Source organism: Pseudomonas sp. 67(2021), from assembly GCF_017491835.1.
Lineage (GTDB): Bacteria > Pseudomonadota > Gammaproteobacteria > Pseudomonadales > Pseudomonadaceae > Aquipseudomonas > Aquipseudomonas atacamensis.
The window spans coordinates 238,576-259,122 of sequence record NZ_JAFGYL010000002.1; the positions used below are offsets into that span (position 1 = coordinate 238,576).

21 protein-coding genes are annotated in these 20,547 nt (G+C 61.4%); 8 read left to right on the forward strand and 13 right to left on the reverse strand.

Going from position 1 to position 20,547, the window contains the following annotated elements:
- Positions 1-115: 115 nt before the first annotated feature.
- From J5M66_RS04710 to J5M66_RS04725, 4 genes are read right to left on the reverse strand one after another with little or no spacing between them, the layout of a single operon-like run.
- A complete protein-coding gene (locus J5M66_RS04710) occupies positions 116-1,078 on the reverse strand; it encodes a sensor domain-containing diguanylate cyclase (protein ID WP_123441689.1) in 963 nt (320 codons plus the stop codon).
- A gap of 54 nt (positions 1,079-1,132) precedes the next feature.
- Positions 1,133-1,711, reverse strand: a complete 579-nt coding sequence (locus tag J5M66_RS04715; protein WP_016774149.1) for a hypothetical protein — start codon at positions 1,709-1,711, stop codon at positions 1,133-1,135.
- Between the two features lies 1 nt (position 1,712).
- Positions 1,713-3,875: a xanthine dehydrogenase family protein molybdopterin-binding subunit gene (locus J5M66_RS04720; protein WP_207807313.1), complete on the reverse strand. Its 2,163-nt coding sequence runs from the start codon at positions 3,873-3,875 to the stop codon at positions 1,713-1,715.
- A gap of 22 nt (positions 3,876-3,897) precedes the next feature.
- Positions 3,898-4,353, reverse strand: coding sequence for a (2Fe-2S)-binding protein (locus J5M66_RS04725; RefSeq protein ID WP_007937751.1), 456 nt, complete (start codon positions 4,351-4,353; stop codon positions 3,898-3,900).
- Positions 4,354-4,601: 248 nt separating this feature from the next.
- On the opposite strand from J5M66_RS04725, the gene J5M66_RS04730 reads away from it, so the two are divergent.
- Entirely contained in the window at positions 4,602-5,432 is an 831-nt protein-coding gene (locus J5M66_RS04730) for an alpha/beta hydrolase (protein ID WP_122746957.1), read from the forward strand.
- A 310-nt stretch (positions 5,433-5,742) separates the two neighbouring features.
- Here J5M66_RS04730 and J5M66_RS04735 read toward each other — a convergent pair whose 3' ends face one another.
- On the reverse strand, positions 5,743-6,135 hold the full coding sequence (locus J5M66_RS04735; RefSeq protein WP_206420570.1) for a GFA family protein: 393 nt from the start codon (positions 6,133-6,135) through the stop codon (positions 5,743-5,745).
- Between the two features lie 167 nt (positions 6,136-6,302).
- On the opposite strand from J5M66_RS04735, the gene J5M66_RS04740 reads away from it, so the two are divergent.
- Positions 6,303-7,136, forward strand: a complete 834-nt coding sequence (locus tag J5M66_RS04740; protein ID WP_206420571.1) for an AraC family transcriptional regulator — start codon at positions 6,303-6,305, stop codon at positions 7,134-7,136.
- Positions 7,137-7,279: 143 nt separating this feature from the next.
- Here J5M66_RS04740 and J5M66_RS04745 read toward each other — a convergent pair whose 3' ends face one another.
- The 4 genes from J5M66_RS04745 to J5M66_RS04760 all read right to left on the reverse strand — a co-directional run bounded on the left by J5M66_RS04745 (position 7,280) and on the right by J5M66_RS04760 (position 11,359).
- On the reverse strand, positions 7,280-7,867 hold the full coding sequence (locus tag J5M66_RS04745) for a LysE family translocator (protein ID WP_206420572.1): 588 nt from the start codon (positions 7,865-7,867) through the stop codon (positions 7,280-7,282).
- A gap of 182 nt (positions 7,868-8,049) precedes the next feature.
- Positions 8,050-10,287 carry an ATP-binding protein gene (locus J5M66_RS04750; RefSeq protein ID WP_073475323.1) on the reverse strand — a complete coding sequence of 746 codons (2,238 nt, stop codon included), beginning with the start codon at positions 10,285-10,287 and terminating at the stop codon, positions 8,050-8,052.
- A complete protein-coding gene (locus J5M66_RS04755; protein WP_123441697.1) occupies positions 10,284-10,889 on the reverse strand; it encodes a biliverdin-producing heme oxygenase in 606 nt (201 codons plus the stop codon). The genes J5M66_RS04750 and J5M66_RS04755 overlap by 4 nt, the downstream gene beginning before the upstream one ends.
- 194 nt (positions 10,890-11,083) lie before the next feature.
- On the reverse strand, positions 11,084-11,359 hold the full coding sequence (locus tag J5M66_RS04760; RefSeq protein WP_071171834.1) for a hypothetical protein: 276 nt from the start codon (positions 11,357-11,359) through the stop codon (positions 11,084-11,086).
- Positions 11,360-11,520: 161 nt separating this feature from the next.
- Between J5M66_RS04760 and J5M66_RS04765 the strand changes: the two genes are divergently transcribed.
- Positions 11,521-12,639, forward strand: coding sequence for a carboxylate-amine ligase (locus J5M66_RS04765; protein WP_123441698.1), 1,119 nt, complete (start codon positions 11,521-11,523; stop codon positions 12,637-12,639).
- Here J5M66_RS04765 and J5M66_RS04770 read toward each other — a convergent pair.
- On the reverse strand, positions 12,621-13,052 hold the full coding sequence (locus J5M66_RS04770; protein WP_123441699.1) for a VOC family protein: 432 nt from the start codon (positions 13,050-13,052) through the stop codon (positions 12,621-12,623). The genes J5M66_RS04765 and J5M66_RS04770 overlap by 19 nt on opposite strands.
- A gap of 109 nt (positions 13,053-13,161) precedes the next feature.
- On the opposite strand from J5M66_RS04770, the gene J5M66_RS04775 reads away from it, so the two are divergent.
- Positions 13,162-14,244, forward strand: a complete 1,083-nt coding sequence (locus J5M66_RS04775) for a trifunctional transcriptional activator/DNA repair protein Ada/methylated-DNA--[protein]-cysteine S-methyltransferase (RefSeq protein WP_123441700.1) — start codon at positions 13,162-13,164, stop codon at positions 14,242-14,244.
- Between the two features lie 58 nt (positions 14,245-14,302).
- On the forward strand, positions 14,303-14,920 hold the full coding sequence (locus tag J5M66_RS04780; RefSeq protein WP_206420575.1) for a DNA-3-methyladenine glycosylase: 618 nt from the start codon (positions 14,303-14,305) through the stop codon (positions 14,918-14,920).
- Between the two features lie 44 nt (positions 14,921-14,964).
- On the opposite strand, the gene J5M66_RS04785 is transcribed toward J5M66_RS04780, so the two are convergent.
- Positions 14,965-15,900, reverse strand: a complete 936-nt coding sequence (locus tag J5M66_RS04785) for a LysR family transcriptional regulator (RefSeq protein ID WP_125915926.1) — start codon at positions 15,898-15,900, stop codon at positions 14,965-14,967.
- A gap of 296 nt (positions 15,901-16,196) precedes the next feature.
- Here J5M66_RS04785 and J5M66_RS04790 point away from each other — a divergent pair, with 296 nt between their 5' ends.
- The 3 genes from J5M66_RS04790 to J5M66_RS04800 are packed head-to-tail and all read left to right on the forward strand — an operon-like array spanning position 16,197 to position 18,775.
- Positions 16,197-16,895, forward strand: coding sequence for a CoA transferase subunit A (locus J5M66_RS04790; protein ID WP_016774135.1), 699 nt, complete (start codon positions 16,197-16,199; stop codon positions 16,893-16,895).
- 21 nt (positions 16,896-16,916) lie between these two features.
- On the forward strand, positions 16,917-17,582 hold the full coding sequence (locus J5M66_RS04795) for a CoA transferase subunit B (protein WP_016774134.1): 666 nt from the start codon (positions 16,917-16,919) through the stop codon (positions 17,580-17,582).
- An 11-nt stretch (positions 17,583-17,593) separates the two neighbouring features.
- A complete protein-coding gene (locus J5M66_RS04800) occupies positions 17,594-18,775 on the forward strand; it encodes an acetyl-CoA C-acetyltransferase (protein ID WP_207807314.1) in 1,182 nt (393 codons plus the stop codon).
- Between the two features lie 220 nt (positions 18,776-18,995).
- On the opposite strand, the gene cobF is transcribed toward J5M66_RS04800, so the two are convergent.
- Positions 18,996-19,751: a precorrin-6A synthase (deacetylating) gene (cobF, locus tag J5M66_RS04805; protein WP_207807315.1), complete on the reverse strand. Its 756-nt coding sequence runs from the start codon at positions 19,749-19,751 to the stop codon at positions 18,996-18,998.
- Positions 19,751-20,161, reverse strand: coding sequence for a histidine phosphatase family protein (locus J5M66_RS04810; RefSeq protein WP_306663001.1), 411 nt, complete (start codon positions 20,159-20,161; stop codon positions 19,751-19,753). The genes cobF and J5M66_RS04810 overlap by 1 nt, the downstream gene beginning before the upstream one ends.
- Positions 20,162-20,547 lie beyond the last annotated feature (386 nt).

Here is a 20,547-nt window from a genome sequence, read left to right on the forward strand (position 1 = left end):
AGACATTCGATCAGCCAGCATCAAATTGCCTGACCCACCGCCATCGCGGGCAAGCCCGCTCCCACGGGATTCAAGGGAGTCTGTGGGAGCTGGCTCGCCAGCGATGGTGGCGGTGCTAGCAGCCTTTCAGAGCTTGCTTGTGCGCATACATCGCGCCATCCGCATCGGCCAGCAGCCGATCAACGGTTTCGTGGCGCGTGGGGTCGTATTCGATCTGGCCGACGCTGAAGCGAATCGCGTAACCGCGGTGCAGTGTGGCGTTGCGCTCTTCGAGGATTTCCTTGAGCCGCGCCATGATCCGCGTGGTTTCAACGTGGCTGGAGCCGGTCAGCAACGCGACAAACTCATCGCCGCCCAGGCGTCCGACCACGTCGCTTTCACGAAAGGCAATGCGCAACACATCGGCGAAGGTCTTCAGCGCACTGTCGCCTTCGGCATGGCCGTACAGATCGTTGATCTGCTTGAAGTCGTTGAGGTCGAAAAACAGCAGCGTCGCCGGCCGGTTCAGGCGCGCGCACGCATCCAGTGCATGCTGGGCCAGTTGCTTGAAACCACGGCGATTGGACAGCAGCGTCAACTCATCCATGCTCGCCATCTGCACCGCCATCAACTCTTGCTCGGCCATCTCCGCGAGGTCACGCAGCAGCGCGCGCTCTTCGTCATCGAGATGGCGAGGTTTGGTATCAATCAGGCACAAGGTGCCCATTTTGTTACCGTCCGGCACGGTCAGTGGGTACCCGGCGTAAAAGCGAATATTCGGCGCGCCGGTAACCAGCGGATTGTCATGGAAGCGCAGATCTTCCAGCGCATCGGGGACCAGCATCAGCTCGTTCTGCAGAATCGCATGACCGCAGAACGAGACATCGCGGGACGTCTCGGTGGCATCCAGCCCCACACAGGACTTGAACCATTGGCGATCCTTGTCGACCAGCGTGACCAGAGCGATCGGCACGTTGAACAAACGCTTGGCCAAGCGCGTAAGGCGATCGAAACGTTCCTCTGGCTCCGAATTGAGATTCAGGCCATGCAGCGCGTCGATACGTGCAGCTTCATTGGCAGGCTTTCCGGGCACCAGCATGCGCACACTCCGTAGACAGTCATGCGTTGAGCGTAGCGCTAAATCGCCGAGGCTTCACATTTGCGCCACCGGACACGGCCCGCCGGCATCGGCCCAGAGTTTGAATTGCGCGACGAAAATATCGTGCGGCACTGGCACCGGTGCGCGCCCTGCCCCGGGATTCCAGCCCCAGAGCACCAGTTTGTCTTCGCTGACGTGTTTTAACAGCGCGGCGAAATCCCGGTCGCCATTGCTCGCGCGGTCCTTGATCATCGCGCAGAGCTTGTCCGATGGCAGGCCGATCCAGGCCATTTTGTGCGCCGCCGGCGGTAGGCTCCAGTGCGGCGCACCCGGCGGCGCATGAGGGCCGTAACTGGCCGGCGGGTTGCTTTCGGCGTGGCAGGTCGCGCAGGGCAAACCGGCAGCGCCCTTGCCGTCCATGCCGCGCACCACATTCATCGCGTGCGGGATGCCGGCGTCGAACTGCAACGGCGAATCGCCGGGAATGTGGCAATTCTGGCAGCGCGGGCTCTGAAAGACTTTCTGCACCGTGCCAAAGGCTTTCAGAGCTTCCTGATCCTCGGCAAACAGGTCCGAGGCGTAGCCACCGAGACCGAGCAACACGACGGTGCCCAACACAAGATGTCGTTTCATCTCACACCCCCGACAGTTGCAGTGGCAGTTCGCGCAGGCGTTGCCCGGTCAAGGCGAACACGGCGTTGGCCACGGCCGGCGCGGTCGGTGGAACACCGGGCTCACCGATGCCGCCGGGTTTTTCGCTGCTGGGGACGATATGCACTTCCACCACCGGCATTTCGTTGAGCCGCAACACCTGATAATCGTGATAGTTGGACTGCACGACGCCGCCGTCCTTGACGGTGAGTTTGCTGTGCAACGCCATGCCGAGACCGAAGGTGATGCACGATTCCATCTGCGCGGCGATGCTCTGCGGATTCACTGCAATGCCGCAGTCCACCGCGCAGACCACCCGATCCACGCGGATCGCCAGATTGTCCTGCGACACCTCGGCGACCTGCGCCACATAGCTGCCGAACGACTCGTGTACCGCCACGCCCAGAGCATGCCCGTCCGGCAACGGTGCGCCCCAATTGGCCTTCTCCACCGCCAGATTGAGCACGCCGAGGTGGCGCGGGTGCGCCTTGAGCAGCGTTCGCCGGTACTCCACCGGATCCTTGCCCGCCGCCGTCGCCAGTTCATCGATCAGCGATTCCATGACGAAACCCGTGTGGGTATGGCCCACCGAACGCAGCCACAACACATTGATGCCGGTCTGCGGCGAATGCAGGTCGACCTGATGATGAGGCAGATCCTTGATGTACGGACTGTCGGCCACGCCCTCGACCGAGGTGGCATCGATGCCGTTCTTGACCATCGTCGCCTCAAGCATCGTCCCGGCCATGATCGACTGCCCCACCAGCACATGCTGCCAGCTCATCGGCAAACCATCAGCGCCCAGCCCGACCTGCGCCTTGTGCAGATACATCGAGCGGTAGTAGCCGCCGCGAATGTCATCCTCGCGCGCCCACACAGTTTTCACCGGCAAGCCCGCTGCTTTCGCCACTTGCACGGCTTCGGCGACGAAATCCGAAGTCGGATTGGCACGGCGACCGAAGCCACCGCCGAGAAATTCCGTGTGAATTTCGACCTGCTCGGGCTTGAGCCCGGTGATCTTACTGGCGACCATTTGGTCGAGGGTCTGAAACTGCGTGCCGGTCCAGATCTCGCATTTGCCGGCGCTGATTTTCACCGTGCAATTGAGCGGTTCCATCGGCGCGTGGGCCAGGTAAGGCACGCTGTATTCGACCTCGATTTTCTTCGCGGCTTTGCCGAAATTGGCCTTGGCGTCCCCCGCCTGCGTGGCGGAAGTACCCGGCGTCGCTGCCAGTTTGCGGAAACTCTCCAGCAGTTTTTCACTGCTCATGTCGGCCAGCGGCCCAAGATCCCAATCGACCTTCAGCGCATCACGGCCCAGCTTCGCCGCCCAGAAATGCTCGGCCACCACCGCTACTCCGCTGGGCACCTGCACCACCTTGTGCACGCCGGGAATCGCCAGCGCTGCGGCGCCTTCGAAGGATTTCACCGTGGCACCGAACACCGGGGCGCGGGCGACCATTGCGGTCATCAGGCCTTCGAACTGCACGTCCATGCCGAACTTGGCGCGGCCGGTGATTTTCTCCGGGGTGTCGAGGCGCTTGGTCGGTTTGCCGATGACTTTCCAGTCCTTGGCTTCCTTGAAAGTGATGGTTTTCGGATCCGGCACCGGCAGTTGCCCGGCGGCATCGGCCAGTTCGCCGTAGGTCGCGCGTTGGTCTCCGGCGATCACCACGCCGGACTCCGTGCGAATCGTCGACGGCGCGACGTCGAAGCGTTTCGCAGCCGCTTCCACCAGCATCTGCCGCGCCGTCGCCCCGGCCAGTCGGTAGCGGTCGAATTCCATCCAGGTCGACGTCGAGCCGCCGGTGATCTGCATGCCGCCAAACGCCGGCAAGCCGTAATCGGCCGCCGAGGCTGGCGAGTGTTGCACGCTGATTTTCGACCAGTCGGCGTCCAGTTCTTCGGCGATCAGCATGGTCAGGCCGGTCCAGATGCCCTGGCCCATTTCCGAATGGCCGAGCAGCACGGTGACGCTGTTGTCCGCCGCGATGCGCAGGAACGCGTTGGGCGCGAAGGTCTTGTTCTGATTTTCTGCCGCGCGGGCAAAGCGATTGGCCCCGGGTACCACGAACGCCACCATCAAGCCGCCGCTTAACAGTGCGCTGCCCTTGAGAAACCCGCGACGCGATACGGGACTGTTCATCGTTCCTCTCCCAGAGAATGACTCAGCCGATTTCGGCGGCGCGTTTGACCGCAGCGCGTATGCGCGGATAGGTGCCGCAGCGGCAGATATTGCCGGAGAGCGCCTGATCGATATCGCTGTCGGTGGGCTTGGGAATTTTCGCCAGCAATGCGGCGGCGGACATGATCTGCCCTGACTGGCAATAACCGCACTGCACCACATCCAGCTCGGCCCAGGCCTGCTGAACCGGGTGCGAGCCATCACTGGACAAGCCCTCGATGGTGAGGATTTTCTGCCCGTGGGCGACGGCAGTCGCCGGGGTGATACAGGAGCGCAAAGGCGCGCCATCAACGTGCACGGTGCAGGCGCCGCACTGGGCCATGCCGCAACCGAACTTGGTCCCGGTCAGGTGCGCGACATCGCGCAGAACCCAGAGCAGCGGCATGTCGGCGGGGACATCGAGCTCCTGATCCTTGCCATTGATATTCAGGGTCAGCATCGGCGGATTTCCTCAGGCTCACGGGGGTGCGAAGGGGCGTCGCTGTGGTCGGAAAAACCTACGGAAGCCCGCGCTTATCCCTTTCAGCAAAGCCTAATTTGCGCTTGAAGCCAGACGTTGTGACCAGCGGTCATGCAGACCCCGGCATTGCTCCTACAGTTGATAACGGCTCGCACTGAGTCGTCGTACCTCTGCGCAAACGGTCCGCGTACATCGCGGTTGTCCATCACAGGTCAGGAGTAACGAATATGGGCTTTGTCACCACTCGAGACGGCGTCGATATCTTCTACAAGGACTGGGGCCCGCGCGACGCGCCGGTAATCCACTTCCACCACGGCTGGCCGCTCAGTTCCGATGACTGGGATGCGCAGATGCTGTTCTTTCTCGCGCAGGGCTTTCGGGTGATTGCTCATGATCGACGCGGGCATGGCCGATCCAGCCAGGTCTGGGACGGCCATGACATGGATCACTACGCCGACGATGTGCTGGCAGTGGTCAATCATCTGGGTACGAGCAACGTTGTGCACGTCGGCCACTCCACCGGCGGCGGCGAAGTGATCCACTACATTGCCCGACATGGTCAGGACAAGGTCAGCAAAGCGGTATTGATCAGCGCCGTACCACCGCTGATGGTGCAGACCGAAAGCAACCCGGGCGGTTTGCCGAAATCGGTGTTCGATGGCTTTCAAGCGCAGTTGGCGGCGAATCGCGCACAGTTCTATCGCGATGTGCCGAGCGGCCCCTTCTACGGCTACAACCGCCCGGGCGCCGAGCCGGCGGAAGGGATCATCGCCAACTGGTGGCGCCAGGGCATGATCGGCGGCGCCAAGGCGCATTACGACGGCATCGTCGCGTTCTCGCAGACCGACTTCACCGAAGACCTGAAAAAAGTCACCGTGCCGGTGCTGGTCATGCACGGCGAGGATGACCAGATCGTGCCCTACGCCAACTCCGCACCGTTATCGGCGAAACTGCTGCCCAACGGCACACTGAAGTCGTATCCCGGCTTCCCGCATGGCATGCCGACGACGCAGGCTGAAACCATCAATGCGGATTTGTTGGCGTTTATTCGCGGCTAACAGAGCTGAGGATGTACCCATAGCAGCGGACACCACAAAACAAATTGTGGGAGCGGGCCTGCTCGCGAAAGCGTTCGTTCAGCCACTTACGTATTGACTGACCCAACGCCTTCGCGAGCAGGCTCGCTCCCACAGTTGAAATTGGGTATACCCGTCAGAGACTGGTCGGCTGGAAGGCCGCCATCGCTGGCAAGCAAGCTCCCACAGGGATCAGGGTAGATCCGCTGCACACTCGTATCTCTGAGATAGCTATCGCGAGCAAGCTCACTCCCACAGAAATTGCAAGCGTGCTGAAGGCTGAATCAATCCCCTACCCCTCTGCCCGCCCTTTGCGTTCACGATCACCACGGTAATGCCTGGCCAGCGGAAAATCCGGCAACCACGATTCACGCCGCACAATCCAGCTCTCATAGGTCGGCTTCAACTGATCCGGCGCATCCAGCGCGCCGAGGTTCACCTCGACCTCATCACCACTGCGGTTGAACACCGAAGAACCACAGCGCGGACAAAAGTGCCGCCCTTGATACTCATGGGTTTCACCGCTGATGGTCACCGCGTCCTCAGGAAAAATCGCCGAGGCATGAAACAGCGCGCCGTGGACCTTGCGACAGTCCAGGCAATGGCACAATCCAACCCGGTAAGGCTCGCCAGAGGCTTGAAAACGCACATCGCCGCACAGGCATCCGCCGGTAAATGCAGTCATGGTTCAGCTCCATCGCGCTCGTGGTGTCATGCCCCCAGAGCCTATAACAGTCGGTGCTGCAATGCAGGCGATGTTTCAGATGAAAAAGCTTGATGTGGCGACACTGCAACGGGCATTCACCGGCCAGAGCTAATACACTCAGACGCTGACCTGCCGGGACGATCACGATGAAACACCCCACAGCGAAAAACCCCGAGAAAGCCCCGCGCTTCTGGCGCGACGACGCCCTGCCCTTCATCGAAGCGCGGGCCATCGCGGATGGGCGTGAAGTCTGTTATGCGCGGCATTCCCATGCGCATTTTTCCATCGGCGCGATCACCGCCGGGCGCAGTACCTATGTGCATGAGCAGGCGCAATTTGAGGTGGCGGCTGGCACCGTGGTGCTGATGAATCCCGGCGATGTGCATGCCTGCAATCCGATCGATGATCAGCCTTGGTCGTATGTGATGTTGTATGTCGAAACGCCGTGGCTGACGGATTTGCAGCATCAATTGGGGTTTGCCGGGGAGCTGGAATTTCGCCGATTTTCCGACACGCATCTGACTGATGCCGAGCTGTTTGGCAAATTGATGGGGTTGTATGAGGTTCTGCTCGACGACCAGGTGGAGGCGCTGGCGAAACACAGCGCAGCGGTTGAGTTTTTCAGTGATTTGCAGGTCCGCCTGAATCCAGCGGACGAGCCCGTTGCCGAGCCGAATTTCAAGCTGGAGCGCGCCGCTGATTTCATCCGTGGACATTGCACCGAAGTGCTGAGCCTCGAGGCAATTTGCGCGGCGGCGCAACTATCGCCGTCATACCTGATTCGTGCGTTCAGGCAGCGTTACGGGATGACGCCCCATGCCTTCCTGGTCAACCAGCGCATCCAGTTCGCCCGCGAGCGCTTGCGCAGCGGCCAGTTGATTGCCGACGTCGCGCTCCAGGCCGGGTTTGCCGATCAGGCGCATTTTCAGCGAGCGTTCAAACAGCATCTGGCGGCAACGCCGGGGCAGTATCGCGGCTGACTTCATACTCGAAGTTGAACCCAGCCCCCCTTGTGGGAGCGAGCCTGCTCGCGAAAGCGGTGTGTCATTCAACACTTCACTGACTGATCCATCGTATTCGCGAGCAGGCTCGCTCCCACAGGGGGTTGTGGTGGGCCTGTGAATCAAGTGAACAGCAAATAAAGCGCACTCACCGCCAGCAACAACGCCATCAATCGATTGAACCAGCGCATCCCCGCTGCATTGCTCAGATACCCGCGCAAGAACGTCCCGGCATACGCCCAGCAGCCCACCGACAGATAGCAGATCACCAGATACACCGCCGCAAACTGCCAGACCAGCCGCGCCTCGCCATCAGCGACAAACGCGCCCATGCCGGCCACGCATGCCAGCCAGGCCTTGGGGTTGAGCCATTGCATCACCGCGCCATAGAGCAGCGACGGCGCGCGGCCGGACTCGCTGGCGTGCAACTGGCCGTCATCGCTGGCCAGTTTCCAGGCCATGAACAACAGAAACGCCACCCCGGCCCATTGCACCACGCGGGTCATGAATGGCCACAACTGCAAGACCTCATGCAGGCCCAGGCCCATCAGCACCAGCAACAGCACAAAACCCAGCGTCGCCCCGGCCACGTGCCGTTGGCTGGCGCGGAAACCGTACTGCGCGCCTGAACTCAAGGCGACGATATTGACCGGCCCCGGCGTGATGGATGCGGCGAGGGCAAACGCCGCCATGGAAAGAATCAGACTCATTGCACACCTGCTTCAAACGAGGAACGAGGTGGCTACGGTAGCAAGCGGGGGATTTGCGGTATTGAAGAAAATGACCCTGAGGCTGCAAATCTGATCGTTCCCACGCTCTGCGTGGGAATGCAGCCCGGGACGCTCTGCGTCCCATTCAGAGCGTGGGAACGATCGAAACCTACAAGGGGCAATCAGGCCAGGCGCGGCACGGTGAAGCGGAATTCGCTGCCCTGCCCCGGCTCGCTCTCGGCGACGATCTGCCCGCCATGGGCTTCGACGATGCCTTGGGTGATGTACAAACCCAGGCCCGTGCCGGTCGGGTTGCCTTCCTTCATCGTCCAGTAACGATCAAACACATGCGGCAAGTGCTCCTTGGGAATGCCTTCGCCACTGTCACGCACGATAAATACAATCTCATCGCCCACCGATTTGGCGTGCACGCCGACCGTGCCCATGCGCGGGGTGAATTTGATGGCGTTGCCCACCAGGTTCGACAGCACCTGAAACAACCGCTCAGGGTCGGCGTGGATGCGCAGGTCAGGATCGGCCTGGAAGGAAATGCTGATGTCCTTGTCATGGGCCAGCGGCGACAGCAACGCTTGGGCCTCTTCAAAGATGTGCCCGACCTCCAGCGCCTGCGGGGTGATGGAGTAGCGCCCGGCGTCGATTTTCGAGGTATCGAGCAGGTCTTCCAGCAACGTGTTCATCCGCGCCGTGGCCTGCTGCATGGTGTCGATTGCAGTGGAGATACGCCGCGAAGTGTGCGCGCCTTCCGAGCTGAAGGCTTTCTGCATCATGCCGCAGAGCATCGAAATCACCGTCATCGGGTTGCGCAGGTCGTGGGAAACCACCGCCACCAGATCATCGCGCGCCTGCACCGCCGCCTGCTCACGACGTACCTGACGGGCCAGATCGTTTTCCAGCGCCGAACGGCGCAGGTCATTGGCGGCGAACCGGTCACCATGGCTCCACTTGGTGGAGATCCCGGCCATCTCGACCTTCCAGATCTCGAACGAGGTACGCGGACGCAAGCGCATCCCGGCGTCGGAGTTTTCCAGATCCAGCGGCTTGCGCGGGTCACCGCTCCAGTTGATGTTTTCCTTCACTTCCGGACGGAACCACAACACGCCGTTGTCCACTGGCTTGGGCAGGCTCATGGCGAGCACACCGCTGGCCACCGACTGATACTGCGCCGCCGGCGGATAAACGCTGGACAGGTGATGGCTGGCAAACACCGGCTCGCCGCGCGCCTGCAACCACTTGTGCAGCGCGCGAATTTCTTCCGGTTCAGGGCAGTTGCCGTAACGATGCAATTGCTTGTCTTCGATGATCGCGATGCCGCCGGCATTGACCAGCGCCATCAGCGTCGCTGGCTGCTGGGCGAGGCCGTCGAAAACATTTTGCGGCGAATCGACCATCGCCTGATTGAGCCGCGCCAGCGCTTCGACCTTCTCTTCACGCTGGCGGGTCAGTTCAAGGGTTTCCATGGCACTGATCTGCAATGAAAGGACCTGGCCGATGGTCTGGCAAGCCATGCGCAATTCATGCGGCACGTGCAGCGGCTGGCGGTTGCCGCAGCTGATCAGGCCCCAGAGCTTGTCGCCCTTGAGCAGGGAAATGCTCATCGACGACAGCACGCCCATGTTCTTCATGTACTGGCAGTGAATCGGCGAGACGCTGCGCAGCGTGGCGAAACTGAGGTCCAGCGGCGTCTGCGTGTCCGGGCGCAGCTTCGGCACCAGCGGCACTGGCTGATAATCGGCGTTGGGGATGATCCGCAGCCAATTGGTGCGATACAGCTCGCGCGCCTGCTCGGGAATGTCCGAAGCCGGGAAGAACAGGCCGTTGAACACTTCCATCGATGGATCGGACGCTTCGGCGATGACCTGACCGTGGCCCTCCTCCTCAAAGCGATAGATCAGCACCCGGTCGTAACCGGTCATCGCCTGGATTTCCTTGACGCTGATGTCGTACAGGGCCTGCAGAGTGGTCGCCGCTTGCAGGCGCTGGAGCATGCGGCCCAAGTGAGTATTGACCCCGGCGACGTTGCGCGGCTGGAAATTCTTCACGTGAATTTCCAGCTCGAGAATCAGCACGCCCTGATGGCGGTGCAGCAAACCTTCGAATTCAGTGCCGTTAAGCTCGAAACGCAGGGGCGCCGCCTCGGAGAACGTCGCCTGTTGCAAGGCTTGCAGCACTTGCGCGGTGTGTTCGGCGCCGATCAGGCTGTGCAGCGGCTGGCCGATCAAGGATTCGGGCGCGCGGGCCAGCAGGGTTTCGACGTTGGCGCTGACCTGGATGATCTGCAGCGCAGGCTCGGTCAGGGTCAGCAGCAGACCATGGGGCTGGATCGCGCCGGGAAAGCGGATCGGCTCGTCGGCACAGTTGGCCAGCAGTTCTTCAAAGGCTTGTGGGTCTTGCGGGTTCATGCCAGTACCTCCTGGCGCTCGAGCCACTGCTCGAAACAGCTGAATGTGATTTGTGCTGCGCTGACCACGGCCGCGCGTTCGCCGGCCGCCATGGGCCGGTTGCTCAGGTATTCGATGAACTCGCGCCAGCGCCGCCCGGTGGCCGCGCCGTAGACATCGAGGAAAGCAGCGCCATTATCGGCGTCCAGATTCAGCCGCGCGGCGATCTCCCGACGCAGGATCTGCCCGCCGAGAGTCGCGCCTTCGAGCACGTACAAAACGCCGAGACTGGCGGCGCTGGAGTCAATGACTGGCAGATCTTCACACAGCGGCAAATCATCAGCGGTTGCCCCCAGTGCGCGCAGGTCCGCACGCAGGGTGTCAGCCTTCAGACGAGGCAGCAGATTGAAATCGTCCGGGACCGCGCCACTGGCGAGCAACGCCTGTTCGAGCGGCTGATAGAACCCGTAATAGGCCTGCATCAAGCGCTCGAAAGCGGGGGTATCGAGGGTGTCGGAGAAAAAAGGAAGGCGTTTTTCCAGTGCAATGTGCAGTTCGGCTGTGCCGGCCCGCAGATCTTGCAGCACCGGTGGCACATAAACCTCACGGGCCTTTGCTTGCATGTAGATCGCTCTTGGTGGGACCCGGCAGGGGCCATTCTGGGTGGGCTCGACGTGGGGGGAATTTATCACGCCACGCAGCTTTTTCTGCCTGCCGAAGCGTTTTTTCTGTCGAATTGCGACCCTATGACAGGTTCAGAGTGGCGCCGGATCAGAAAAGTTCGACCGACGCCATTATCCTGCCACTGCTGACCACCTCAATCAGCGCCGTCGTTCTGCACCGATGGATCGCCGTTGGCCGGTACGCTGCTGTCGACAACGGGTTTCGAAGGATTGTTTTTTTCGGCCCCGGGATAACCGGGCAGACCGCGAGTATCGTCCGGCGTCATGACATCCTCGTTATCGCGGCTGACATCCCAGTCGGTGGTGGCGTTGGGGTCTTCATCGCGCCCGGCCGTGCCGATGGCGAAGCCGTCGTCGTTGGGATTGACGGTTTGGTTAAGCGCTTTGTCGTTGCTGGATGGGTTGCTCATGTCTGCCTCCAGAACACGTTGATCGGACTAGTTTGGAAACGTCCTGGCCGCTCAAGTGCAATGGACAAGACCAACGGTGCATTCGCGGGGCACTGGTCGCCTGGCGTGAACCACCGCAACGGCGCACGGTTCTCAAGAGAAACACTTGCTCGAGCACTGTCATGAGCCACCCGCGATTCGGCATTGAGGAAGAGTACTTTCTCACTGACCTGCAGAGCCTGCGCATGATCGGCAGTCCCCCGCCACAGGCCATCGAGGCTTGCGGGGCGGCGCTGGGTGTGTGGTTTGCCACGGAGATGTTTCAGGGCCAGATCGAAGTGGCTTCGCCGGTATTCAGCGATTTCGAGCACGCCAGCGATTTTCTGCGAGGCAGCCGTCAGGCCTTGCGCGCGGCCCTGGAGCCATTTGCTCTGGGCATGCTCAGCGCCGGCAGTCATCCGTTGGCCGACTGGCGCGAGCAGGTTCCGACCGACGAGGACCATTTCCGGTATCTGTTCGAACGCTACGGCCATGTCGCCCGCCGCAGCGTGCTGTCGGGCCTGCATGTGCACGTCGAGGTGGCAGAGCCGCTGGATCGCATTGCGGTGATGAACGAAGTGCTGCCGTGGACGCCGCTGCTGTTGGCACTGAGCTGTTCGTCGCCGATCTGGGATGGCGCCACCAGCGGCTTCATGAGCTATCGGCAGACCGTGTGTGACGAGTGGCCACGCATGGGCATCCCGCCGCTGTTCGCCGATCAGCGCCATTACGACGAGCACTTGGCGTTTCTCACGCGCATCGGCGCGATCAGCCAGCCCGGCGAGTGCTGGTGGGGCGTGCGCCCGGCCGCGCGTTTTCCGACCCTGGAACTGCGCATGACCGACGCTTGCCCTCGGGTCGATGATGCGCTGACCCTGGCGGCGTTTTTCCGCGTATTGGTGGCTCATGCCAGTGCGCAGCGGCGGCCCGGTTTGCTGTACGACCAGACCGCGCGTTCGATGCTGGAGGAAAATCGCTGGCGCGCCAAACATCAGGGGATTCATGCGCGCTTTCTGGTCGAAGGCATCGACGGCGACTGTTCGCTCGCGCAGTGGCTGGAGCTGGCCGAGCAGCGCTTTGCCGAGACGGCGCAGATACTGGGTGCAGCGCAGTTGTTCGAGCGTGCCCGGGCGATCATCGACAGCGGCACCAGCGCCGATCGGCAACTGGCGCTGTTCAATCTGGCGTCTGAACAAGCGCAAAACGGCCGTTCGGCCCTCGGGCAAGTGGCCGAGCAGCTGCTTCAAGAAACCGCTGGCTGATCGCTCTCGGACGGGCCTTTGAGTTCGACCTGATTGCCGTCCGGGTCAAAACAGTACAGCGACAAGCCGTAACCCTCGGCGCCAAAACGCCTGGCCGCTTGTTCAACGGTCAGCCCGAACGATTGCAGGTGAGCGATGAGCGCGGCTTCGTCGAACGGTTCGATGCGCAGGCAGAAGTGGTCGACATTGCGTCGCTGCGCCTGCGCCGCGCCACCGCCCTTGCGCCCAAGTTCGCCCGCCAAATCGACGAGATCGATCATCGACGTACCGGCCCGCAAATGCACCAGCCCCAGCGCCTGGTTATGCCTGACCACGTCGGCGCCGAACACCCTGGCGTAGAAATCGATGCTGCGTTGCAGGTCGGCGACGCGCAGGACGATGTGATCGATGTGCTGAATGGAAAAGGGATGCATGGTTTGGCTTCCTCGAAAGCGGCGACCCGCTCATTGTGCTGCACAAGGGAAAAAATTCACTGTCGATTTTTCGGTGGAGCCATCGACAAAGCGGATTTACTCTCACGTCATGAACATACCAGCCGCTGCCCTGCCGCCCCACGCCGAAATGGTTCGCGCCATGCTCGAGCGCGACACTGCCTATGAAGGCGTGTTCTTCACCGCCGTGAAAACCACCGGGATCTTTTGCCGTCCCAGTTGCACGGCGCGCAAGCCGAAACCGGAGAACGTCGAATTCTTCGCCCACGCCGACGAGTGCCTGTGCGCCGGTTACCGCGCCTGCCTGCGCTGCAAACCGCTGGACGCAGCGGCCATCGCCCCGGACTGGGTGCAGCGCCTGCTCAATGCGGTGGACGCCGATCCCGAACGGCGCTGGAGCGATGCGCAATTGCTCGCCGAGGGTATCGAACCGCTGAAACTGCGGCGCTGGTTCAAGCAGCATTTCGGCATGACCTTCCACGCCTGGCTGCGCACACGGCGCCTCGGCATGGCCCTGGGCGGGATCAGGCAAGGCACTTCGATCGATCACGCCGCGTTCGACTCCGGCTACGAGTCGCTCAGCGGTTTTCGCGATGCGTTTCAGAAGTCCTTCCACATCACCCCGGGCCGCGCGGCCAATAGTGAACCGTTGCTGTTCACTCGCCTGACCACGCCGCTGGGGCCGATGATCGCCATGGCCGAGCGTCGTGGGCTGGTGTTGTTGGAATTTCTCGATCGCCCGGCCCTGACCCGTGAAGTCGAAGCGCTGCAGGACCGTTATGGCTACGCGGTTGCGCCGGGTCACAACGCCCACTTGCAGCAGATCGAGGTGCAACTGGCGGATTACTTTGCCGGCAAACTCACTCAGTTCAGCGTGCCGCTGCACCTGCCCGGCAGCGCTTTTGCCCGGGAAGTGTGGGCGGCGCTGCTGCAAATTCCCTATGGCCACACCAGCACGTACGGCGCCATCGCGGCAGGCCTGGGCAAACCTGGCGCCAGCCGTGCCGTCGGCCTGGCCAACGGGCACAATCGCCTGTCGATCGTGGTCCCGTGCCACCGAGTGATCGGCGCAGACGGCTCGCTGACCGGTTATGGTGGCGGACAACCGCGCAAGGCGTTCCTGCTCAGGCTGGAAAACGCCGCACTGCAAATGACTCAACAATTGGCTTTTTGAGCCATGCAATCCAACGCGCAAACAGGGATTTCGATGGGTATGTCCGAATCACCGCAACATGGCTGACATGTATGAGATGGCCAGCGCTTTTCTGGCCGCGATAGACACTGACTGGCAGCGCCATGTCAGCGCCGTCGGCCCGTGCCTGCATCAACCACATCCAGCGCGCGATCCCTATGAATCGCTGGTCCGGGCGATTGCCTATCAGCAACTGCACGCCAAGGCCGGCGATGCGATCCTTGGGCGTTTGATGGGGTTGTTCCCCGGCCAGTCGTTTCCGCGTCCGCAGCAGATTCTGGCTACCGAGGTCGAGCGACTGCGTGCTTGTGGCTTTTCAGCGCGCAAGATCGCGACGATTCAAGGGATTGCCCAGGCGACGCTGGACGGCGTGGTGCCCGATTACCCGACTTCACGGGCGATGGACGATGAAACCCTGATCGAACGCCTGACCAGTTTGCGCGGTGTCGGCCGCTGGACCGTGGAGATGCTGTTGATCTACAGCCTCGAACGCATGGACATCCTGCCGGCGGATGATTTTGGCGTGCGTGAGGGATATCGGCGCTTGAAGGGACTGGAGGTGCAGCCGACGCGCAAACAGATGATCGAGATTGGCCAGGCGTGGAAGCCTTATCGGACGGTTGCAGCCTGGTATCTGTGGCGCGTGGCCAAGGCTTAGACCGCGTTATCGTTCTTCGCGAGCAGGCTCGCTCGCACACTGAATCAGCGTTCGGCGCTCTGTTTCCGCGCTTCTGGAGTGAGGGGGAAATCGAACTGGCGCTGCAAATCTTCAGCCTTGAGAATCTCGAACAACGCCTGCGCCGCCGCCGACAGCTCATTGCCCGGCTCGGTCAACACGCCAATCGCCCGTTCGACAGAATCATTCAAGGTCAGGCAATGCGCACCGAGCTCGCGCATCTGCCCCGCGCACAATGCCGGCACCGCGCTGACCCCAAGCCCGCTGGCAACCATTCGCCCGACGGTCGCCAATTGATGGCTCTCGAACTCCACCGGCAACTTCATTCCGCGCGCCTGCAAATGCTCTTCGAGCATGACCCGCACGGTCGATGGCCGCTGCAGGGTGATGAACGGTTGCTCCAGCAAGGTATGCCAATCGATATCGGCGCGACCGGCCAGCGCTGAATCGGCCGGCACCACGGCGACAAAGCGATCGACATACAGCGGCGTGAACGTCATCGATGTGCTCTGCATCGGCGCGAACGCCACACCGAGTTCAACCTGACGATCGCGGACCATTTCCAGCACTTGCTCGTTGATCACGTCGTTTACCGTGACGTTGACGTTCGGATAACGCGCGCGGAAGCTCTTGAGAATCGGCGGCAGCAGATTGCCGGCAAACGACGGCATCGCCGCCAGCGTCACGCGTCCGCGTTGCAGGCTGAAACGCTGGCGCATCTCGTCTTCGGCATTGTCCCAGTCGGCGATCAAGCGGCGCGCCAGCGGCAGCAGGGACTCGCCTTCCGGGGTCAGCGCGACATTACGCGTGTTGCGGCTGAACAAGCGCCCTCCCAGCCCCTCTTCCAGGGCTTTGATGGTCAGGCTCAGCGCTGACTGCGACAGGTGCAGACGCTCGCAGGCCACGGCGAAGCTCAGGCTATGGGCCACGGCGAGAAAGGCACGGATCTGTTTGATGGTCATGGTCGCTTTGCTCCAGTTGCAAGCTGCAAGCGTCAAGCTGCAAGCCGTGATGCGATGGCCCTGATCGTTCCCACGCTCCTGCGTGGGAATGCAGCCCGTGACGCTCCGCGTCACTGGACGCGGAGCGTCCCTGGAGGCATTCCCACGCGGAGCGTGGGAACGATCATCCCCGAACGCGTATTAGTGAGCTTTATCAATCAATCAACCGCAAAAATCAACTTAACAAATATATTCCGCAGAGAGACACTCCAGTCATTCGGCTAGCCAGCCGCCCGCAAATAATAAAAGAGGTGCCTATGGCAGGTTTCGACAAGCGTGTGTATTCCTACGAGGAAGCGATGGCCGGGCTGGAAGACGGCATGACCGTTATCGCCGGCGGTTTCGGCCTGTGTGGCATTCCGGAAAACCTGATCGCCGAGATCAAGCGCAAGGGCACCCGTGATCTCACCGTCGTTTCCAACAACTGCGGCGTTGATGGTTTCGGCCTTGGCGTGCTGCTCACCGACCGCCAGATCAGCAAAGTCATCGCTTCCTACGTCGGCGAGAACAAGTTGTTTGAAGAGCAACTGCTCAAGGGCGAGATCGAAGTCATCCTTACCCCGCAAGGCACCCTCGCCGAAAAAATGCGCGCGGGCGGCGCCGGCATTCCGGCGTTCTTCACCGCCACTGGCGTTGGCACCCCGGTTGCTGAAGGCAAGGAAGTGCGTGAGTTCAAGGGGCGCAAATACCTGATGGAAGAGTCCATCACCGGCGACTTCGCCATCGTCAAAGGCTGGAAGGCCGACCATTTCGGTAACGTCGTTTACCGTCACACCGCGCAGAATTTCAACCCGCTGGCCGCGACCGCCGGCAAGATCACCGTGGTCGAAGTCGAGGAAATCGTCGAGCCCGGCGAACTCGACCCGACGCAGATCCACACCCCGGGCATCTACGTCGACCGGGTCATTTGCGGCACGTTCGAAAAACGCATCGAACAGCGCACCATCCGCAAATAATTCAGGCCTACGGAGAACAACATGGCACTTACCCGCGAACAAATGGCTCAACGCGTCGCCCGCGAAATGCAGGACGGCTACTACGTGAATCTTGGCATCGGCATTCCGACCCTGGTTGCCAACTACATCCCCGAAGGCATGGAAGTCATGCTGCAATCGGAAAACGGCCTGCTCGGCATGGGCCCGTTCCCGACCGAAGAAACCATCGATGCCGACATGATCAACGCCGGTAAACAAACGGTGACGGCACGGATCGGCGCCTCGATATTCAATTCCGCCGAATCCTTCGCGATGATCCGTGGCGGCCACGTCGACCTGACCGTGCTTGGCGCCTTTGAAGTGGATGTTGAAGGCAACATCGCTTCGTGGATGATCCCAGGCAAACTGGTCAAGGGCATGGGCGGCGCGATGGATCTGGTGGCCGGCGCCGACAACATCATTGTCATCATGACCCACGCGTCCAAGGACGGTGAGTCCAAGCTGCTGGCCAAATGCAGCCTGCCGCTGACCGGTGCCGGCTGCATCAAGCGCGTGCTGACCGACCTCGCCTATCTGGAAATCGAAAATGGCGCTTTTGTCCTCAAGGAACGCGCTCCTGGCGTCAGTGTTGAGGAAATCGTCGCCAAAACCGCTGGTAAACTGATCGTCCCGGATCACGTACCGGAAATGCAGTTCGCTGCCCAGTGAGGAATTCGCACATGCAAGACGTCGTCATTGTTGCCGCCACGCGTACCGCGATCGGCAGTTTTCAGGGCTCCCTGGCCAATGTATCCGCAGTAGACCTGGGCGCGGCGGTGATCCGCCAGCTGCTCGAGCAGACCGGCCTCGACGGGACGCAGGTCGATGAAGTGATCATGGGCCAGGTGCTCACCGCTGGCGCCGGCCAGAACCCGGCACGTCAGGCCGCGATCAAGGCGGGGCTGCCCCATGCCGTACCGGCCATGACCCTGAACAAGGTTTGCGGTTCGGGCCACAAGGCTCTGCACCTGGGCGCGCAAGCGATCCGTTGCGGCGACGCCGAGGTGATCATCGCCGGCGGTCAGGAAAACATGAGCCTGTCCAACTACATCATGCCGGGTGCGCGCACCGGTCTGCGCATGGGCCACGCGCAAATCGTCGACACCATGATCAGCGATGGCCTGTGGGATGCGTTCAACGATTACCACATGGGCATCACTGCCGAGAATCTGGTCGACAAATACCAGATCAGCCGCGAACAGCAGGACGCCTTCGCTGCCGCTTCCCAGCAGAAAGCTGCCGCTGCGATCGAGGCCGGGCGCTTCGTTGATGAAATCACGCCGATCCTGATCCCGCAGCGCAAAGGCGATCCGGTGGCGTTCAAGGTCGACGAGCAGCCACGCGGCGATACCAGCGCAGAATCTCTGGCAAAACTGCGTCCGGCGTTCAAAAAGGACGGCAGCGTCACCGCTGGCAACGCCTCGTCGCTGAACGACGGTGCCGCTGCTGTGATTCTGATGAGTGCCGAGAAAGCCAAAGCGCTGGGCCTGCCGGTTCTGGCGAAAATTGCTGCGTATGCCAACGCTGGCGTCGACCCGGCGATCATGGGCATCGGCCCGGTATCGGCGACCCGCCGCTGCCTGGACAAGGCCGGCTGGAACATCGACCAGCTCGACCTGATTGAAGCCAACGAAGCGTTCGCTGCGCAATCGCTGGCCGTGGCCAAGGACCTGCAATGGGATCTGGACAAGGTCAACGTCAACGGCGGCGCCATTGCCCTCGGCCACCCGATCGGCGCATCAGGTTGCCGCGTGCTGGTGACATTGCTGCACGAAATGCTCAAGCGCGATGCGAAAAAAGGTCTGGCAACCTTGTGCATCGGCGGCGGTCAGGGCGTGGCTTTGGCGCTGGAACGCGGCTGATACGGAGTTCAAGGTTGACGGCGGATCCACGACATCCGCTGTTGGCTGGCAACAAAAAACCCGGTGCGATTTGCGTTGCACCGGGTTTCTTTTTGCCTGTCTACGATCGGTGGTGAATGTTCTGGCCCCTTCGCGAGCAGGCTCGCTCCCACATTCTGCAACGCATTTCCCTGTGGGATCGAGCCTGCTCGCGAAAGCGCTTGTTCAGGCAGCCAACCACTCAAGGCTTGCGCAACAGATAGGTATCCATGATCCACCCATGCTCCGCCCGCGCCGCTTTGCGCACCCGTTCGATCTCATCGGCGACATCCGCCAGCCGGCCGCTGAGCAGAATCTCGTCCGGCGTGCCCAGGTAAGCGCCCCAGAAAATCTCGGTCTGCCGATCCGCCACCCGCTGGTAGGAATCCTCGGCATCGAGCATCACCACCAGACTGTCCGCTTCACTCACCTGCCCCGCCGCCAATCGCCGGCCTGTGGTGATTTCTACTGAGCGACCAATCGTGTTCAAAGGTATTTTGTGCTGCGCAGCCAGGGCCTGAACGCTGGTGATCCCCGGTATCACTTCGTATTCAAACTGACAGCGGCCTGATGCCTGAAGCGCCTCAAGAATCCGCAATGTGCTGTCGTATAACGCCGGATCGCCCCATATCAGAAACCCGCCGCACTGGCCGTCGGACAATTCTTCATTGATCAACCGCTCGAAGGTTTGCTGCTTGGCGCGATTCAGTGCATCGACGCTCGCCGTGTAGTCGACATCGCCGCGCTCGCGCTCCGGGCTGCTGGCTTCGACAAAGCGATAAGCGTGGTCGGTGATGTAGCGCTCGCAGATCTCCCGGCGCAGATCGATCAGCGTCTGCTTGCTCTGGCCTTTATCCAGCAGAAAGAACACATCGACCCGATTCAGCGCTTTCACCGCCTGCATGGTGATGTAGTCCGGATTGCCGGCGCCAATGCCGATGACCAGCAGCTGTTTCATCAGAATTCCTCGTCAAGGGCCATGCCCGGCAAGCGTAGTCGCCAGATGCCATTGAAGCGCAAGTCGATCATCCCCAGAGGCTCGATGTCGATTGCATTGAACGCCGCGCCTTGCAGCACCTGCATCAGCGCCGCGCGCATGACGAACGGATGGGTGACCGCCGCTATATGCCCTGGGGTTTCGGCGATGGTGTCCAGCCACATTGAGACCCGCTGCGTCAGTTGCCTGACTGATTCGCCGCCATGGGGCGCCGCTTCAGGATCGGCCAGCCAGGCTTGCAAAGCCTGGTTTTCGTTGGCTTGCAGATCCTTGATCGACTGGCCGTGCCAGCGTCCCCAATCGCAATCGCGCAGGGCTTGATCAATCTGCGCATCGACGCCAAACCATGCCGCCGTTTGCTGAGTTCTCAACTCCGGGGCACACACCAGCCGCCGTGTTACCGCCAATCGCGCCCTGAACGCGTCGGACGGAACAGCCAGATTTTCAACAGGCTCGTCCGTAGGAAAACGCGCTAGTTTCTGTGCGACGGTTCGCGCATGGCAAATCAGTGTCAAACGGCTACTTGGCACAAGCAGGTTCTCGGTCGAAAGATAAAACAAACAATGGCACATGGCCGATATGCGTCGCATTGTGCCGCAAAACCTCGGCGTTCAGGGTTGTCACCGGCCCGTCGCTGAGCTTGGGATAGGCAATGTCTGACACAGCAATCGGCAAAGGACTACAACAGTGCGCTACTTCGACGTAGCCCTTATTACACGGGCACCTTGCACAGTTTTGGTGCTCGAAAAACCTGTAC

Bases quoted from the DNA above. Each gene is read 5' to 3' on its own strand.
- J5M66_RS04785 (WP_125915926.1), bottom strand. From the start codon at position 15,900: ATGACCATCAAACAGATCCGTGCCTTTCTCGCCGTGGCCCATAGCCTG.
- J5M66_RS04795 (WP_016774134.1), top strand. From the start codon at position 16,917: ATGGCACTTACCCGCGAACAAATGGCTCAACGCGTCGCCCGCGAAATG.
- J5M66_RS04765 (WP_123441698.1), top strand. From the start codon at position 11,521: ATGAGCCACCCGCGATTCGGCATTGAGGAAGAGTACTTTCTCACTGAC.
- J5M66_RS04775 (WP_123441700.1), top strand. From the start codon at position 13,162: ATGAACATACCAGCCGCTGCCCTGCCGCCCCACGCCGAAATGGTTCGC.
- J5M66_RS04780 (WP_206420575.1), top strand. From the start codon at position 14,303: ATGGCTGACATGTATGAGATGGCCAGCGCTTTTCTGGCCGCGATAGAC.
- J5M66_RS04715 (WP_016774149.1), bottom strand. From the start codon at position 1,711: ATGAAACGACATCTTGTGTTGGGCACCGTCGTGTTGCTCGGTCTCGGT.
- cobF (WP_207807315.1), bottom strand. From the start codon at position 19,751: ATGAAACAGCTGCTGGTCATCGGCATTGGCGCCGGCAATCCGGACTAC.
- J5M66_RS04740 (WP_206420571.1), top strand. From the start codon at position 6,303: ATGAAACACCCCACAGCGAAAAACCCCGAGAAAGCCCCGCGCTTCTGG.
- J5M66_RS04725 (WP_007937751.1), bottom strand. From the start codon at position 4,353: ATGCTGACCCTGAATATCAATGGCAAGGATCAGGAGCTCGATGTCCCC.
- J5M66_RS04760 (WP_071171834.1), bottom strand. From the start codon at position 11,359: ATGAGCAACCCATCCAGCAACGACAAAGCGCTTAACCAAACCGTCAAT.
- J5M66_RS04750 (WP_073475323.1), bottom strand. From the start codon at position 10,287: ATGAACCCGCAAGACCCACAAGCCTTTGAAGAACTGCTGGCCAACTGT.
- J5M66_RS04710 (WP_123441689.1), bottom strand. From the start codon at position 1,078: ATGCTGGTGCCCGGAAAGCCTGCCAATGAAGCTGCACGTATCGACGCG.
- J5M66_RS04800 (WP_207807314.1), top strand. From the start codon at position 17,594: ATGCAAGACGTCGTCATTGTTGCCGCCACGCGTACCGCGATCGGCAGT.
- J5M66_RS04790 (WP_016774135.1), top strand. From the start codon at position 16,197: ATGGCAGGTTTCGACAAGCGTGTGTATTCCTACGAGGAAGCGATGGCC.
- J5M66_RS04745 (WP_206420572.1), bottom strand. From the start codon at position 7,867: ATGAGTCTGATTCTTTCCATGGCGGCGTTTGCCCTCGCCGCATCCATC.
- J5M66_RS04735 (WP_206420570.1), bottom strand. From the start codon at position 6,135: ATGACTGCATTTACCGGCGGATGCCTGTGCGGCGATGTGCGTTTTCAA.
- J5M66_RS04720 (WP_207807313.1), bottom strand. From the start codon at position 3,875: ATGAACAGTCCCGTATCGCGTCGCGGGTTTCTCAAGGGCAGCGCACTG.
- J5M66_RS04770 (WP_123441699.1), bottom strand. From the start codon at position 13,052: ATGCATCCCTTTTCCATTCAGCACATCGATCACATCGTCCTGCGCGTC.
- J5M66_RS04755 (WP_123441697.1), bottom strand. From the start codon at position 10,889: ATGCAAGCAAAGGCCCGTGAGGTTTATGTGCCACCGGTGCTGCAAGAT.
- J5M66_RS04730 (WP_122746957.1), top strand. From the start codon at position 4,602: ATGGGCTTTGTCACCACTCGAGACGGCGTCGATATCTTCTACAAGGAC.